A 15,446-nucleotide genomic window follows, 5' to 3' on the forward strand; every position below is an offset into this window, starting at 1 on the left:
AGACTTCTGCCGTTTATTGCGATTTTTATAGGAAAAGACTTACAGATGTGTCCGCGTTATAGGACTTGTGTTGCATTGCTTAGTTGTTTTGTTGAACTTATTCATTTCCAAGGCCGTTTCATTGATTGACTTACCTGCTACTGAATCCAGCATTTCCAAAGCCAACCCGTTAACCCTGTACCTGGCGCGTCTGGCACCATCCAGCCAGTTGACCATGCGTTATGTATTGCAGGACGCCGCCGACCGTCTGGACTTCGAAGACATGAACATCGAAGAGATTCCCTGGCATCAACTGCAGCCCGAGGATGTCGTTGCACTGGTGGCGACCTTGCGCGAAGACGGCTACGCGCCCAATACCTCGTCGCTCTACGTTAATGCGGTGCGCGGGGTGATGAACGAAGCGTGGCGCATGAGCCTGATCAGTCAGGAGCATCTGCTGAAAATGCGTTCGGTCAAAGGCATTGCCGGCACGCGGCTGTCCCAGGGGCGCAACCTCAAGCGCACCTTGATTCGCGACTTGATGGAGGTCTGCGCCGCCGATCCTCGGCCACAAGGGCTACGGGACGCGGCAATCATCGGGATTCTGTACGGTTCGGGGATGCGCAAATCGGAGTCGGTGAATCTGGACCTGGCCCAGGTGGATTTCACCGAGCGCAGCCTGTGCGTCACCGCCAAGGGCAACAAACAGCTGATCAAGTACGCGCCAGCCTGGGCCTTCGCCAAACTGGATGCGTGGCTGGAGTTGCGGCGTTCGCAGTTAAAGGAGGGCGAGACGGATGATCCGTTCCTGTTCAACCGCATCCGCCGTGGCAGCCACATTACCCGCGAGCGCATCACCAAGCATGCGATTTACTACATTGCCCGGCAACGCGGTGCGCAGGTAGGGGTGAAAATCATGCCGCACGATTTTAGGCGGTCGTTCATCACCCGCGTGATTGAAGAGCACGACCTGTCGATCGCGCAGAAACTGGCCCACCACAGCAACATCCAGACCACGGCCAATTACGATGTGCGCGACGATAATGAACGCCGTCGGGCGGTTGATCGCTTCGATTTGTGACCGCCATCAGAACGCCGAAGGAATGCCGGTTAAGACACAGAACCTGTGGGAGCGTGGCTTGCCCGCGAAGAACGATGACGCGTAGTACCTGAAAAACTGCGGTGCCTTCTTCGCGGGCAAGCCACGCTCCCACAGGATTTTCGTCGCTCAAATTTCTTAACTTACCGGCATTACGGTGAAGGACATCCTTTTTGCGAGCCGATCGCCTGGCTAATGGCGGCAGCTAACCGTTTCACATTGTTCTGATGGGCGAGCACCAGCTCATCGATGCTCGGGCCGGCGGGGGTCTGCAACGTGCTGCGACAGGTGATCAGCGCAGCATCGCCGGGACTTAGATTGCGCAGGCGCCATTTGACGTCGATCAGCGCGTATTGACCGGGGATCGAATCAAAGCGCTGCACGTCCAGTCGCAACGACACTCTGCGTTGCAGATTGCTGGTGACCAGTTGATCGACCAAGGCGCTGCGCAATTCATCCACCAGACTCGCCGCCCACCATTCGGTTTCGAGGATCGCCAGGCCACTGTTACCTTGGCGAATGACAATCTGCGGCCGATCGACCTGGGGCGGCACCGTGATGCCTTCGATCTGAATCTCCGCGCCGCCGCTTGCGCCGCTCAGTTGGGTCGGGGTCAGGGTATGGAACTGAATCGGATCGCTGCGGCAAGCGGTGAGCAGTAACAGCGCAGTGACCAGCGAGATCTTCAGCGGGAAAGCCATGGGTATTGCTCCTGTGGTCAGTTGCGCGGTGGCGCCTTCATATCCATCGGTGCGGCGTTGTCGGGACGACCGCGAATCAGTGATTCCGGATGCCGGCCCAGGTAATCCGAGAGTTCACGCAAGGAGCGTGACATGCGTCCGAGTTCGTCCAGGGTCTGGGTCAACTGCTCCCGTTGCGGCGAATCATCGGCCAAGGTCGAACTGGCCGATTGCAAGGCCTTGCTGACGTCGCCCAAGGTGGTCTGCACGCCGGGCAGGGTCCTGGCGTTGAACTGTACGAGGCCCTTGCGCAGTTCGACGAGGTTGCTGTCGAGATTGCCGGCAATGCGGTCGATCGGTAGCTGGTTGATCTTGTTGATCATGTTTTCCAGTTTTTCCTGCAACTGCTCGAGGCTGCCAGGAATGGTGGGGATGGTGACGGGGCGGGCGGTTGGATCGAACACGACTTTCTCTGCGTCGGGGTAGAAGTCGAGCGCGATGTAGAGCTGGCCGGTCAACAGATTGCCGCTACGGGCCTGGGCCCGCAGGCCGCTTTCGATGAAGCTGCCCATCAGCCGCACACCAGCGGCTTCGTCATTAGGGTCATGCTTCAAGGCCTCGAGCATTTTGGTATGAGCCTGACCGAGGCGTTGCGGGTAGATCACGATGCCGACATTGACCGGGAAGCTGCGCTTTTTCGCGTCGAAATCCAGATTGACCGAGACGACTCTGCCAAATTCGATGCCGAGGAACTCCACCGGCGCGTCGATCTTCAGCCCGCGCAAGGCCTGATCGAAGCGCAAACTCAGGAACTGCCCCTTGCCAAAGGGGGGCGCGAGGGCGGTTTGTTGGTCTTCGAACAGGTCGAAGGCTTTATTCTCGCTGGCCGGCTGATCATTGGGGCTGTATTCCGGCGCGCGAAACGCGATGCCGCCCACCAGCAACGAAGACAGGGATTCGGTATTCACCGCAAAACCATTGGCCCCCACGCTCACATCGATACCACTGGCGTTCCAGAACCGGGTGTTCTGCGTGACGAAGACGTCATTGGGCGAATGCACGAAAATTTCGATGTTCACCCCTTTGCCGTCGGCATCCAGCGCATACGCCACCACTTGCCCGACTGGAATCTTGCGGTAATAGACGGGGGAGCCGATGTCCAGCGAGCCCAGGTCCTGGGTGCGCAGCATGAAGCGCTTGCCCGGCTCGCCATAGGTAATGGGCGGCGGGTTTTCCAGACCAATGAAGTGTTTGGAACGGGCATTGGCCACGCCGATGTCGGCGCCAATGTAATCGCCTGACAGCAGGGTATCGATGCCCGAGACACCGCCGGCACCAATGCGCGGTCGCACGACCCAGAATTGCGAATCTTCGCGGGTGAAGTTTTCAGCCTGTTTGTCGAGTTTGATCGTGGCGTTAACGCTTTTCTGATCGTTGCTCAGCTTCACTTCAGAGACATGGCCGATGACTACGTTGCGGTATTTGACCTCGGTCTTGTTGGCCGTAAGACCGCTACCGGTCTTGAACGTGACGGTGATGGTCGGGCCTTCCTGCATCATGCTGTGTATCACCAGGGAGATCCCCACCAGCACCGCAACGATCGGCACAATCCACACCAGCGAAACGCTGAAGCGACGGGTCTTGATACTGGCCTGGCCGGGGTCTTGCGGCCCATCAGTGGCTTGCGACTTCATCCATGACCTCCTCGTTGGGTGGGTTATGCCGCTCGTTATCCCGCTTTTCATCCCAGATCAGCCGCGGATCGAAACTCATGGCAGACAGCATGGTGAATACCACCACCAGACCAAAAAACAGAATACCCAGGCGCGGTTGAATATCGCCCAGCGCCTGGAATTTCACCAGTGCGGCGACTAGCGCGACAACAATCACATCGAGCATCGACCAGTAGCCGATCAGCTCGACGAAACGGTAAAGCTTCGAACGCTCCTTGCGCGCCCAAAGGCTGCCGCGTTGCACGGTGATCAGCAGCAGGGAGAGGGCAACGAACTTGATGCCTGGTACCGCGATGCTGGCGACGAAAATAATCAGGGCAATGTCCCACGCACCGTGTGCCCAGAACTCCAGCACACCGCTCATGATAGTGCTGTCGGAGCCGTTGCCGAACAGACTGGTGTTCATGACCGGGAGCAGATTGGCCGGGACATAGAACACCAGTGAGGTCAGCAAGTAGGCCCATGTGCGGGTCAATGAGTTGGCTTTGCGAGCATGCAGGGGCGCGCCGCAGCGTGGGCATTCGTGAGGGTTATCGGTGATGTCGCAGGCCAGGCCGCAGCTATGGCACAGGCACAGGTTGAGTTCGCTGGCGAGCGGTGGCCTGTTCATAAGGTGTCCCACAATTCCCGGACATCGCGCCCGGCGATGCGGATCAGTAGCAGGCTCAGGACAGCCAGGGCAAACAGGCCAAGGCCGGGTATTACATCGAGCATACCTGCCAGTTTGAACACCGCCACCATTGCCCCCAGCAGACAAACCTCGAGCATGCTCCAGGGCCTGAGGGTTTCCAGCCAGCGCATGCACAGCTTGAAGCCTGGCGAGCGCCGATGCACGAGGGCGAAGCTCAGGACCCAGATCAGCAACACCAGTTGAAACAGAGGCGCGATGATGATGGATATCGCCGCCACCAGCGCAATAAAGGTGATCGGCCCCTGGCTCAACGCCAATACCGAATCCCACAGCGTCGCACTGTTTTTCAGGCCCTTGAGGCTGATGCTCATGACGGGATAGAAGTTGGCGAAAATCCACAGCACCGTTGCCGTGAAGGCCAAAGCCAGACGCTGCTCCACCGACAGTCCGTTATAACGCTGCAGCACGCCGCCGCAGCAGGTACACAGGGCTTTCTGATGTTTGGCGAGCGTGACTTTTTCATACACGCAGTCGCAGTGCTCGCAGATGATCAGTTGGTCAGTCGTAGCCATAGGCCGCACTCGCCAGGAGGCAGGAAAGTCAGAGCACTCCCTCAATATAGAAGTGACTTGCGATTGAGCAAATTAAAAGACCGATCAAGAGGACGGGGACATAAAGTCTGATCGACCGTGTCATCGTTCTTCGCGAGCAAGCACGCTCCCACATTCGACGCATTCCTCTGAGAGAACTCGGTCAATTGTGGGAGCGGGCTTGCTCGCGAAGACGGCCTGACATTCAACCAATAAGTGGCTGACATGTCGCCCTCGCGAGTAAACCAGTACCCACGATGGCACCCCCTTCAGCCGAGCAATTCGCGCAGGCGATACCAGAACATGCCGAGGGCCAGCAGCGGTGAACGCAGGGCTTTTCCACCGGGGAAGGTCATGTGCGGGACGGCGCTGAACACATCGAGGCCCTTGCTGTGCCCGGCATGAATCGCTTCGGCCAGCAACCGTGCGCACCAGTGGGTCACGTTCAGGCCATGACCGGAGTAACCCTGGGCGTAGAACACGTTCGGGTACTGGCTCAACCGCCCGGCCTGGGGAAAGCGGTTGGCGGTGATGCCGATCATGCCGCCCCATTGATAGTCGATGCGCACGTCCGCCAACTGTGGGAAGACCTTGAGCATTTTTGGCCGCATATAAGCGCCGATATCCTCCGGATCGCGCCCGGAATAATGGCAGGCACCGCCGAACAACAAGCGTCGATCCGCCGAGAGCCGGTAATAATCGAGACCGACTTTCTGGTCGCACAGCGCCAGGTTCTGCGGGATCAATTGCGCGGCAACCTCAGGTGCCAAAGGCTCGGTGGCGATGATGTAACTGCCGGCCGGTAAAACCTTGCCGCTCAGGCGTGGTTCGAGTTCTTCCAGGTGCGCATTACAACCCAGCACCAGACTGCCGGCGCGAACCGTGCCGCCGGCGCAACGAACCTGCACGGTGCTGCCATGGATCAACTCCAGCACCGGGCTTTGTTCGAATATTCGCACCCCGAGGGATTCGGCAACGCGCGCTTCGCCAAGCACCAGATTCAGCGGATGCAAATGACCCGAACCCATGTCGATCAGGCCGCCGGCATAAACATCGGAGCCCACCACTTGCTGGCGGATCTGCTCGGGGCCGACAAGTCGGGTTTCATGGCGGTAACCCAGTTCGGCAAGGTTTTGCAGTTCCGCCTTGAACGCCTCGTACTGCGCCGGGGTGTTGGCCAGCTCGCAGAAGCCCCAGCGGAGGTCGCAATCGATCCCATGCTCACGGATGCGATTGCCCACCAGTTCCACTGATTCGATGCCTGCACGCTCTAAATAGCGCACACCGTCCTGGCCGACATAACGGGCGAAACCTTCGACGTCATGACCGATGCCGCGGATCAACTGCCCGCCATTACGCCCACTGGCGCCCCAACCGATCCGCCGGCCTTCCAGCAGAATCACCGAGAGCCCGCGCTGCGCCAGTTCGATCGCGGTATTGACCCCGGTAAAGCCGCCGCCCACCACGCAGACATCGGCCTCAAGATCCGAGCCCAGCGCGGGGTAAGGTGTCATGCCCTTGGCCGATGCAGCGTAATAGGAATGAGCGTGTTCGTTGTCGTACTGATTCATTGGTTGGACTTCACTTTGCTCCAGGAGCGGGTCATCAGACGCATGATCGGCTGGGGCGGGGTGGTGGAGATGTAGAGTTTGTCGAGCACTTCCTGAGGAGGATAGACCTCTGGATTATTGACCAGCTCCGGGTCCATGTATTGCTTGGCCGCCGGGTTTGGATTGGCGTAACCGACCGACGCGCTGACCTTGGCGATTACCTGCGGATCCAGCAGGTTGTTGACGAACGAGTGGGCCTCTTTCGGGTTGCTGGCGTCGGCAGGAATCGCCAACAGGTCGAACCACAGGTTGCTGCCTTCCTTGGGGATCGAGTAGGCGATGTTTACGCCGTTCTTCGCTTCCTTGGCGCGGTTCGCCGCCTGGAACACATCGCCCGAATAGCCGAACGCGACGCAAATGTCGCCATTGGCCAGATCCGACACGTATTTGGACGAATGGAAATAGGTGATGTAAGGCCGGATGGTGAGCAGTTTGGCTTCGGCCTTTTTAAAGTCCTCGGGGTTTTCGCTGCGTGGGTCCATGCCCATGTAGTTCAGGACCGCCGGGAACACTTCATCGGCCGAATCCATCATCGACACGCCGCACTGACTGAGCTTCTTCAGGTTCTCTGGCTCGAAAAACACCGCCCAGGAATCGATGCGATCGATGCCCAGCACTTGCTTGACCTTGTCGACGTTGTAGCCAATACCGTTGGTACCCCACAGGTACGGCACCGAATGTTCATTGCCCGGATCGTTTTTTTCCAGCAAGGCCAGCAGTTTCGGGTCGAGGTTTTTCCAGTTGGGCAGCTGCGAGCGATCCAGTTTGAGGAACGCGCCGGCCTTCACTTGGCGTGCGAGGAAGTGATTGGAGGGCACCACCACGTCATAACCTGTACGGCCGGCGAGCAGTTTGCCCTCCAGGGTTTCGTTGGAATCGAATACGTCGTAGATCACTTTGGTCCCGGTTTTTGCCTGGAAGTCGGCGAGGGTGGTCTCACCGATGTAATCGGTCCAGTTGTAGACGCTCACACTTGATTGAGCGTGTGCAGTTACGCTGAAGAGCAAGGCCAGCGAGGTCGGAACCACGGATTTCAATAGACGCATATCGACACCTCTTGGAGTTATTGGATTTTTGTGGGAGCGGGCTTGCTCGCGAAGGCGATTTCACATTCAACATTGAAGTCGCCTTACACGCCGCCTTCGCGAGCAAGCCCGCTCCCACAGGGGGTTGTGATCTCATGTGGGAACGAGGTTTTAGACGCTAAGCAACAGAAACTCGCGCTCCCAGGAGCTGATCACGCGCTTGAAGTTCTCGTGTTCGGCCCGTTTGACCGCGACGTAACCCCGGACGAATTTGCTCCCCAGATAACGCTCGATGGTTTCGCACTCTTCCATGCGCGTCAGTGCGTCCTCGATGGTGATCGGCAGGCGCAGATTGCGCCGCTCGTAGGCACGGCCCTGCACGGCAGCACTCGGCTCGACCTTTTCGACCATGCCCAGATAACCGCACAACAGGCTCGCGGCAATCGCCAGATAAGGGTTGGCATCGGCACCCGGCAAGCGGTTTTCCACGCGCATGGCGTCGGGGCTGGAGGTCGGTACGCGCAGGCCGACGGTGCGGTTTTCTTCGCCCCATTCAACGTTGACCGGCGCCGAGGTGTCGGGCAGGAAGCGGCGGAACGAATTGACGTTGGGCGCAAACATCGGCAGCACTTTGGGAATGTATTTTTGCAAGCCGCCGATGTGGTGCAGGAACAGTTCGCTCATCTGCCCGTCGGCATCGGCGAAAATCGGCTGGCCGGTGGCAATGTCCACCACGCTCTGGTGCAGGTGCATGGCACTGCCGGGCTCGTCGCCGATGGGTTTGGCCATGAAGGTCGCGGTGACGTTGTGCTTGAGTGCCGCTTCGCGCAGGGTGCGTTTGAACACGGTGATCTGGTCCGCCAGGTCCAGCGCGTCGCCGTGACGGAAATTGATTTCCATCTGCGCCGGACCGTCTTCGTGGATCAGCGTGTCGAGGTCCAGGCCCTGGAGTTCGCACCAGTCGTAAACGTCTTCAAACAGTGGATCGAATTCGTTGGCGGCGTCGATGGAGAACGACTGACGACCGCTTTCCGCTCGGCCGGAGCGTCCCAGTGGCGCTTTGAGCGGCAAGTCCGGGTCTTCGCAGCGCTGGGTCAGGTAGAACTCCATTTCTGGCGCGACAATCGGCTTCCAGCCTTTGTCGGTGTAGAGCTGCAGCACTTTCTTCAGCACGTTGCGCGGCGACAGTTCGATGGGATTGCCGAACTTGTCGAACGTGTCATGGATCACGATGGCGGTGGGTTCGATGGCCCATGGAATGACGTAAACCGCATCGGCGACGGGCTTGCAAACCATGTCGATGTCGGCCGGGTCGAGCAGGTCGTAGTAGATGTCGTCGTCAACAAAGTCCCCGGTTACCGTTTGCAACAGCACACTTTCCGGCAGGCGCATGCCTCGCTCATGCAGGAATTTGTTGGTGGGTGCAATCTTGCCGCGAGCGATGCCGGTCAAGTCGCTGACCACACACTCGACCTCGGTAATCTTGTGATCTTTCAGCCACGTGAACAGCTGATCGAAAGGGGCATTCATAAAAACCTCATTATTGGTTTGATTAACGCCGGGGAGGGACGCGGCTTCATCCACCGAACACTTCCCCTGTGGCGCGTTGACGACTATCTTGGGTGAGCCTTGCCGTTCCATCTATCCACTTTGAACAAGCACAGAGCGCACCAAAAGAGTGCGTAAGGCACCCCATGACAGCGTGCAATCCATTGCAGGTTCAAGCGTTCAACACCGCCGACGTGGCCGAGCAAATCCGCGCCACACCGGGTTGGGTGCAGCACTATCAGCAAATGTCCCCGGGGCATTTCGCCGGAAGGGTGCGCTATCTGGATTTGCAAGGCGTCGAGATTTACGAGGAACAGATGAACACCCGGGTCGAGCAGAATTTCAGTGCCCCACAAGGCTCGCTGGCGTTCTGTTTCGATCGCAGCGACAACTCGCTGTACGTGTTGAACGGTGAAAGCCGCAATATCTGGATCACCCCGGAGAACTACCAGGAAATCGCCGTGGTGTTCGGTCCGGAATTCGTTCAGCGCCATGGCCTGGACGTGGCGCGGCTCGAAGGCTTGTTCATGTCGCCGCTCAATTCAGGGCAGAACGCGCTGTTCAGTCGCTGGTTGAGCGGGACGTTGACGCGGCTGACGCAGACGCTGGATCCGCCGAGCAAAGAGGCGTTGACCCAGCAACTGTTGGAGGACTGTTTGTACATCCTCGATAACGCCTGTGTGTGCCTGGATCGCGCAGGTTTGCAGCGCCGGGCGGAGGAGCGAACGATCATGAAACGCGTCGCCGAATGGGCCGCCGATACCCCGGAAGAAACCCTCAATTTGCTGGAGCTGTCCCAGGTGGCCGGGGTTTCGCTGCGTCAGTTGCAGCATGCATTCAAGGCGTATACCGCAATGACACCCACGCATTGGTTGCGCTTGCGTCGGCTCAACAGCGCGCGCCGCGAATTGCTCAGACGAACAGCCGGGGAAACCACGGTCGCGCAAGTGGCGATGAATTGGTCGTTCTGGCATTTGGGACGATTTTCCAGCAGTTATCGAGCGTTGTTCCAGGAACTTCCCAGCCAAACGCTGGCCCGCAAACACAACGGACCGTGTCGGAGAACATCATGAGTCGGTTAACTTCTTTCAGCCTGTGTGCCGTCATGTCGATGGTCTATACGCCGGTTCAGGCCGAAACGGTCGTGCCCTTGAACGGGCAGAGCTCCCAACAAATCCAGCTGGACATCGACGATTGCAGCAACGTCACGGCCAGCCAGAGCACCTCTGGCCCGCCAGCCTCGGAGGGTGCTGCGGTGGATGCTACGCAGGTACTTGGACGTCAACATGACGAGTTTTATGAGCCGGTCGAGGTCGATGTGAAACAGCACTATCACGGCTGCCTGCAAGGGCGGGGTTATCAGGTCACTCCGTGAGCTGAGTGACACGTGGATTGCGCTGCCGCCGATCAAGTAGGTGGACCATCAGCAAGGCATAGAGCGTGAGGGCGATAAACAATCCCATGCGCACGGCGAAGGCGGTATAGACGTCTTTCCCGGCGAGGCTGTCCTGAACCGACTGACCCAGCAGGATGATCAGCGTGACCAGGCTGTTGAGCCAGAACCCCGGGGTTTGTCGGGTCGGGCTCAGGGCATAGAGCTTGCGCGCCAACAGCAAGCCGAACAACAGCATCCACAGAAAGAACATCCACAAGTGCACAAACAGGCTGAGTGCGCACCAGAACCCAACAGCCAACAGGCCACCCATGAAGGTCGAACCGAGCAATTCATGAGCAGCGTTGCGCGTCGTTGTCGTCGAACTCTGTTGGCCAAGACTGACCGCTTTCAAGATGATCGGCAGATAGCTCGCCGGGTCGATCAGGGCCAACAGGAATGCCGGTATAACAATGAGGGTTGCACGCAGTGCAACCCTGCTAACTTCTTGCGCCGGCAAAGCGCTGGCGGCGGGTGGGGAGGGCGCATTGGCGGGGTCGGGAAACAGCCAGTGACTAATCCCCACAACGAGAACGGCGAGGATCAAGCCCTTGACCAGGGCACCGATGACCATCATCGCCAGATCGAACTCGGCGACGCCGGCCGAAGAAATCATCGTCAGGCCAATGATCATGAAGGTCATGATCAAGGCGTTGCCGCCGCGCAGGCCAAAACCAAACGCCAGGAACATACTGACGCCAATCAGCAGCACACCGGTAATCGGGTAGTAACGCAGGATTGGAATCAACAACAGGCCGACGCCGGTGGTTAACATCGCAGCCAGAGCGAGAATCAATCCGGCCTTCAATGGCAGCGGCCGATTGAGGGAAGCCAACAGCAACACGGCCAGCACCGGCGCGAGAAAAGGGATCGGCAAGCCCAGGCCGAAGCTGGCCGCCAGGCACAATGCGGTGCCTGTGCCCATGCGCAACGCACGCTGAACCCGGGGCGTGCGCTGGGTAGGCACGCCCTTAATAGGCATAGCTCAGCCAGCTCATTAGCCCAACGAACAAACGACCGAGCAGGTTCAATGGGTTGTCTTGAGTCGGGAATGCCATCACTTCAGCCTGCCCACCGGCACGGATGGCGCGGCTGGCGAACAGCGTTTTCCTTGAGTCCTCGGAGAACTCGATAATCACTGGAAAACGCTGGGCCGGACGCAGCCAGTCGCGGCTGTTCTGCACACTGGGAAGGCTGCCGGGCGCAGTACTCTGACCGACGCTGACACCGTAGCCGAGACTGCGCACACGCCCCTCGAAAACCCTCCCCGGCAGGGCATCCAGCACGATCGAAACAGGGGTGCCGACCTCGACCAGGCCAAGGTTGTTTTCGGTCATGTCCGCGCTGATCCACACATCGTGGATGGCAATCAGGGTCATGACCGGGCTGCCGGCAGTGGCGAACTGTCCGACATCGGTGCGCAGGTCGGTGATCAGACCCGCCGACCGTGCGCGAATCTGCGTGTTGGACAAGTCCAGTTCAGCTTTTGACAACGCCGTGGCGGCGCTGCGCAACAGCGCGTTGTCTTCTTCGCTGCCGCCTTCCTGTTCCCGTGCCCGCTGGACTTCGGCACGGGCTGCGGCGACCTGACTGATGGCCTGCTCACGGCTGGCCCGAGAGACTTCCAGCAGGCGCACGGAAATGGTGCCAGGGTCTTCGCGGTACAAACCTTCAAGGCGCTGATTGTCCTGCCGCGCCTTGAGTTCATTGGCCTGGGCGGCGCGCAAATTGGCTTGAGCCGAAGCAATGCCGGCCGTGCTGGCACCGATCTGCCGGCGTGTCGATTCAAGGTCTGCGCGTGCGCGGTCGACAGCTATTTGATAGGGCTGCTGATCCACTTCAAACAGCACATCGCCCGCCTTGACGTCCTGGTTGTTGCGCACATTCACACGGATCACCTGGCCCGCCACTTCGGAGGCCACCGGAATGACAAAGGCGCCCACCCGAGCCTGTTGCGTATACGGTGTGAAACGGTCAGCCAACAAGTACCAGGCCAGGCTGAGGACGATCAGCAGCATCACCCACTTGATGCCCTTTTTTGCAGGATCGGCGGCAGGCTCGGATGCCTTGGGGGAAGGCGCCTCAGTGACGGGCGGCGAGGGTTCAGTCATCGGCTTTAACCTTCTGGCTCGGGATAAGAGGCTTGCGAAGGGGCCGGCTCATTCAGCAGGTTGCCCCAGTCGGTACGTTGTTCCATTTGCTGGCGAGTGTTTTGATCGACTGTCGGCTGGGCGCTGTACCACCCACCGCCAAGGGCTTTGTACAGAGCGATCAGGTTGCTCACGGCATTACTGCGGCTGAGCAGGTAATTGTCCTGCTGTTCGAGCAATGCGCGTTGAGCGTCCAGCACGCGCTGGAAGTCCGAGTAACCTTCCCGGTATTGAGTGCTGGCCAGGCTCAATGAACGCGCTGCGGCGACCTGCGCTTCACCCAGGATGCGCTCGCGTTCCAGTGATTTGATCAGGCTGCTGGCGGCATCATCGGCCTCTCGTGCGGCCTGGCGGACTTTGTCGCGATAAACCTCAATCAGCTGCTGCAACCGCGCATCCTGTATGCGCACGTTGTTGCTGATCTGGCCGTGGTCAAACAGGTTCCAGCGCAAACTGGGACCGCCGATCAGGTCCAGGCTGTTGGAGGTGCCGCTCAACGTATCGGTGGTCCAGACGATGCTGCCCAGCAAGGTCAGCGACGGATAGAAGTCGGTTTGCGCCACACCGATCAGAGCCGACTGCGCCGCGACATTGAGCTCGGCGGCGCGCACGTCCGGTCGACGTAACAACAGGTTGGCCGGCACGTCTTGCAGCACGGCTTGGTCCACCAGCGGGATCAGTCCCTCGTTTTCAAGCAATTGGGGCAGGGCGCTGGGTGGCTGTCCGATCAGCACAGCCAACGCGTTACGGGTGCGCACTACTTGCGCCTCAAAATCCGGAATGCTGCTCAAGGTGCCCAGGTATTGGGTCTTGGCTTGTTGCAAGTCGAGTTCGGCGCTCTGGCCACTGTTGAACAGTTTTTCGGTGATCTCAAAGTTGCGCTTTTGCTGTTCGGCGTTTTCTCGGGCGACGCGCAAACGCGCTTCGGTGGTGCGCAACGAAAAGTAGGTATCGGCCACCTGAGCACGCAGCAGTACAAGAACGTCTTCATAGTTGGCTTGAGCCGCGAAGTAACTGGCATCGGAGGACTCGATGGCTCGACTGAAACGCCCCCAGAAGTCCAGTTCCCAGCCGGCATCAAAGCCCGCGCTGTGTTGCCAGAAGTGGCTGTCTTGCGGGTTGCTGCCACCGGACTGCTTGCGGTTGAAGTACAAGCTGTCGGCGCTGGCCTGTTGCAGCTGCGGATAACGCCCGCTTTGCGCAATGCCCAACCGGGCACGGGCTTCCATGACGCGGAGGCCGGCAATTTTCAGGTTGGAATTGTGCGCATCCGATTCGGCGATCAGCGCGTCGAGGACCGGGTCGGCGAACACTTGCCACCATTGGCGAATGTCGGGGCTCAGGCTTCGTTGGCTGGCTTGCTCAAGCGCGGGGCTGCTCCAGAGTTTTGTCCAGGCCTCGCCGGGGGGCTGAAAATCCGGCCCCAGACGGACACAACCGCCAAGGCCGAGGGCGCATAGCAGAAGCAGCCGACCCGAGCGCGTCAGCATCGTTGCACTACAAACAGATAACGGGAAAACCTCATCCGAGCGTCCCCAAGTATTGAGTGCCTACACAAATCCTGTAGGAGTAAGGCTTGCCTGCGAAGAACGATGACGCGTAATACCTGGAAAACCGCGGTGCATTCTTCGCGGGCAAGCCTCGCTCCTACAGGCATCAAGGCTTGAGCTGGTTCGCTTAGGTTAGTACAGCTGCGACAAATACAAGGTCATGTTGAATGATCCGGGATCGACTAACTGCTACGCTTCTGAAGATCCATTAATCCCGGCCAAAAAATGAAGGTTAAGAAGACCATGAGCAACCCTCAGGATGACAACGCACCTAGTTCCGCTGGTTGGCGCTTCAAACTGGGCATCGCGATTATCTGTTTGATGCTGGGATCCTGGCTGATGGTGCCTATCGCTGCCGCACTGGATGTGCCCGGCTCAAAGATCGCGGCACTGACAGGCGTTTTGTTTATCAGTAACAAGGTTCTGTTGATTCTGGTCATAGCCATTATGGGCAAATCCGGCTTTCAGCAGCTCAAACGCAGCATGTTCGGTTACGTCTCCACACTTGCACCGGCAGACGTGGAAGTAGGCCCGGCTCGCCATAGAATCGGCCTCGTGATGTTTTGCCTGCCGCTGATTTCGGGATTTCTCGAACCTTACATAGATACTATCTGGCCGGGGCTGAGACCCAATATCTGGCAGCTCCAGGCGCTGGGCGATGCCATGTTGATCGGCAGCTTTTTTGTGCTGGGGGGCAATTTCTGGGACAAGGTACGCGCGTTATTTATTCGCACGGCACGTGTCGTTAATACGAGCGCAGTGTGAATCGCCTCTAACGCGAAATGATCCCGTGATCGATCGCGTACTTTACAAGTGCGGCGGGTTTGTCGATGTTGAGCTTGCGACGGATGCTCAGGCGATGAGTTTCTACAGTCCGCACACTGATATCCAGTTCACGAGCCATTTCCTTGTTGTTCAGCCCCTGAGCCATCTTGTACAGCACCTGGCTTTCGCGCGGAGTCAGCTCGTTGTCGGTACTTTTATCGGCGATGAGCCGCTGTGCGATCTCGGCACTGTAGAACGTCCCGCCGCTGACAATGGCTTCGATTGCCGCAATGATTTCCCGTGAAGGCGCATTCTTCAGCACATAGCCGCTGGCACCCGAGCGAACGGATTCACTCACGTATTCATAGTTGTCGTACATGCTCAGCACCAACACCTTGAGCGACGGGTATTGGCTGCGTAACAACCGCGTCAGCTCAAGGCCATTGATGTCCTTCAGGCTGATGTCGACCAGCAACAGATCCGGCTGGCAGCGCCCGACCATTTCAATGGCATCGGCGCCATTCTCGGCTTCTCCCACCACTTCCAGCTGCGTCATGACCGCCAGCAGCGATTTGATTCCGTCGCGGACCAGGGAGTGATCGTCAACCAGGGCGACGCGGATCGGGTAGGGCAGGTTCATCGCAGGCATTCACT

General features: G+C 58.7%; 15 protein-coding genes. 4 read left to right on the forward strand and 11 right to left on the reverse strand.

What is annotated here, in order from left to right; all coding sequences use genetic code 11:
* Positions 1-121: 121 nt before the first annotated feature.
* Positions 122-1,060, forward strand: a complete 939-nt coding sequence (xerC, locus tag ACIPLA_RS00325; protein WP_371317105.1) for a tyrosine recombinase XerC — start codon at positions 122-124, stop codon at positions 1,058-1,060.
* Positions 1,061-1,230: 170 nt separating this feature from the next.
* On the opposite strand, the gene ACIPLA_RS00330 is transcribed toward xerC, so the two are convergent.
* The 7 genes from ACIPLA_RS00330 to ACIPLA_RS00360 all read right to left on the reverse strand — a co-directional run bounded on the left by ACIPLA_RS00330 (position 1,231) and on the right by ACIPLA_RS00360 (position 8,877).
* Positions 1,231-1,779 (reverse strand): membrane integrity-associated transporter subunit PqiC, encoded by a 549-nt coding sequence (locus tag ACIPLA_RS00330; protein ID WP_401170473.1) that lies wholly within the window; start codon positions 1,777-1,779, stop codon positions 1,231-1,233.
* Between the two features lie 17 nt (positions 1,780-1,796).
* Positions 1,797-3,452 (reverse strand): intermembrane transport protein PqiB, encoded by a 1,656-nt coding sequence (locus ACIPLA_RS00335; RefSeq protein ID WP_401170475.1) that lies wholly within the window; start codon positions 3,450-3,452, stop codon positions 1,797-1,799.
* Positions 3,433-4,101, reverse strand: a complete 669-nt coding sequence (locus ACIPLA_RS00340; RefSeq protein WP_401170477.1) for a paraquat-inducible protein A — start codon at positions 4,099-4,101, stop codon at positions 3,433-3,435. The genes ACIPLA_RS00335 and ACIPLA_RS00340 overlap by 20 nt, the downstream gene beginning before the upstream one ends.
* Entirely contained in the window at positions 4,098-4,694 is a 597-nt protein-coding gene (locus tag ACIPLA_RS00345; protein ID WP_123496986.1) for a paraquat-inducible protein A, read from the reverse strand. The genes ACIPLA_RS00340 and ACIPLA_RS00345 overlap by 4 nt, the downstream gene beginning before the upstream one ends.
* Positions 4,695-4,981: 287 nt before the next feature.
* Entirely contained in the window at positions 4,982-6,283 is a 1,302-nt protein-coding gene (locus ACIPLA_RS00350) for an FAD-binding oxidoreductase (RefSeq protein ID WP_218394824.1), read from the reverse strand.
* Positions 6,280-7,368, reverse strand: coding sequence for a polyamine ABC transporter substrate-binding protein (locus ACIPLA_RS00355; RefSeq protein WP_218394825.1), 1,089 nt, complete (start codon positions 7,366-7,368; stop codon positions 6,280-6,282). The genes ACIPLA_RS00350 and ACIPLA_RS00355 overlap by 4 nt, the downstream gene beginning before the upstream one ends.
* Before the next feature lie 150 nt (positions 7,369-7,518).
* Positions 7,519-8,877: a glutamine synthetase family protein gene (locus ACIPLA_RS00360; RefSeq protein WP_007900282.1), complete on the reverse strand. Its 1,359-nt coding sequence runs from the start codon at positions 8,875-8,877 to the stop codon at positions 7,519-7,521.
* Positions 8,878-9,041: 164 nt separating this feature from the next.
* Here ACIPLA_RS00360 and ACIPLA_RS00365 point away from each other — a divergent pair, with 164 nt between their 5' ends.
* Both ACIPLA_RS00365 and ACIPLA_RS00370 read left to right on the forward strand, forming a co-directional pair.
* Positions 9,042-9,968: a helix-turn-helix domain-containing protein gene (locus ACIPLA_RS00365; protein ID WP_401170481.1), complete on the forward strand. Its 927-nt coding sequence runs from the start codon at positions 9,042-9,044 to the stop codon at positions 9,966-9,968.
* Positions 9,965-10,270 carry a hypothetical protein gene (locus tag ACIPLA_RS00370; protein ID WP_218394827.1) on the forward strand — a complete coding sequence of 102 codons (306 nt, stop codon included), beginning with the start codon at positions 9,965-9,967 and terminating at the stop codon, positions 10,268-10,270. The genes ACIPLA_RS00365 and ACIPLA_RS00370 overlap by 4 nt, the downstream gene beginning before the upstream one ends.
* Here ACIPLA_RS00370 and ACIPLA_RS00375 read toward each other — a convergent pair.
* Genes ACIPLA_RS00375 through ACIPLA_RS00385 form a run of 3 tightly spaced genes read right to left on the reverse strand, consistent with a single transcriptional unit; the run spans position 10,260 to position 13,967 of the window.
* Positions 10,260-11,309 carry a DUF2955 domain-containing protein gene (locus tag ACIPLA_RS00375; protein ID WP_401170484.1) on the reverse strand — a complete coding sequence of 350 codons (1,050 nt, stop codon included), beginning with the start codon at positions 11,307-11,309 and terminating at the stop codon, positions 10,260-10,262. The genes ACIPLA_RS00370 and ACIPLA_RS00375 overlap by 11 nt on opposite strands.
* Complete coding sequence (locus ACIPLA_RS00380; protein ID WP_401170487.1) at positions 11,299-12,438, reverse strand: HlyD family secretion protein; 1,140 nt, start codon at positions 12,436-12,438, stop codon at positions 11,299-11,301. The genes ACIPLA_RS00375 and ACIPLA_RS00380 overlap by 11 nt, the downstream gene beginning before the upstream one ends.
* 5 nt (positions 12,439-12,443) lie before the next feature.
* The gene (locus tag ACIPLA_RS00385; protein ID WP_401170490.1) at positions 12,444-13,967 is read right to left on the reverse strand and encodes an efflux transporter outer membrane subunit; all 1,524 of its coding nucleotides are present in this window, start codon (positions 13,965-13,967) and stop codon (positions 12,444-12,446) included.
* Positions 13,968-14,270: 303 nt separating this feature from the next.
* Between ACIPLA_RS00385 and ACIPLA_RS00390 the strand changes: the two genes are divergently transcribed.
* Positions 14,271-14,792: a transporter suffix domain-containing protein gene (locus ACIPLA_RS00390; protein ID WP_401170492.1), complete on the forward strand. Its 522-nt coding sequence runs from the start codon at positions 14,271-14,273 to the stop codon at positions 14,790-14,792.
* 7 nt (positions 14,793-14,799) lie between these two features.
* On the opposite strand, the gene ACIPLA_RS00395 is transcribed toward ACIPLA_RS00390, so the two are convergent.
* The gene (locus ACIPLA_RS00395; protein WP_007900295.1) at positions 14,800-15,432 is read right to left on the reverse strand and encodes a response regulator transcription factor; all 633 of its coding nucleotides are present in this window, start codon (positions 15,430-15,432) and stop codon (positions 14,800-14,802) included.
* Positions 15,433-15,446: the final 14 nt, after the last annotated feature.

This window comes from Pseudomonas sp. NPDC086112, from assembly GCF_044746425.1.
Classification (GTDB): domain Bacteria; phylum Pseudomonadota; class Gammaproteobacteria; order Pseudomonadales; family Pseudomonadaceae; genus Aquipseudomonas.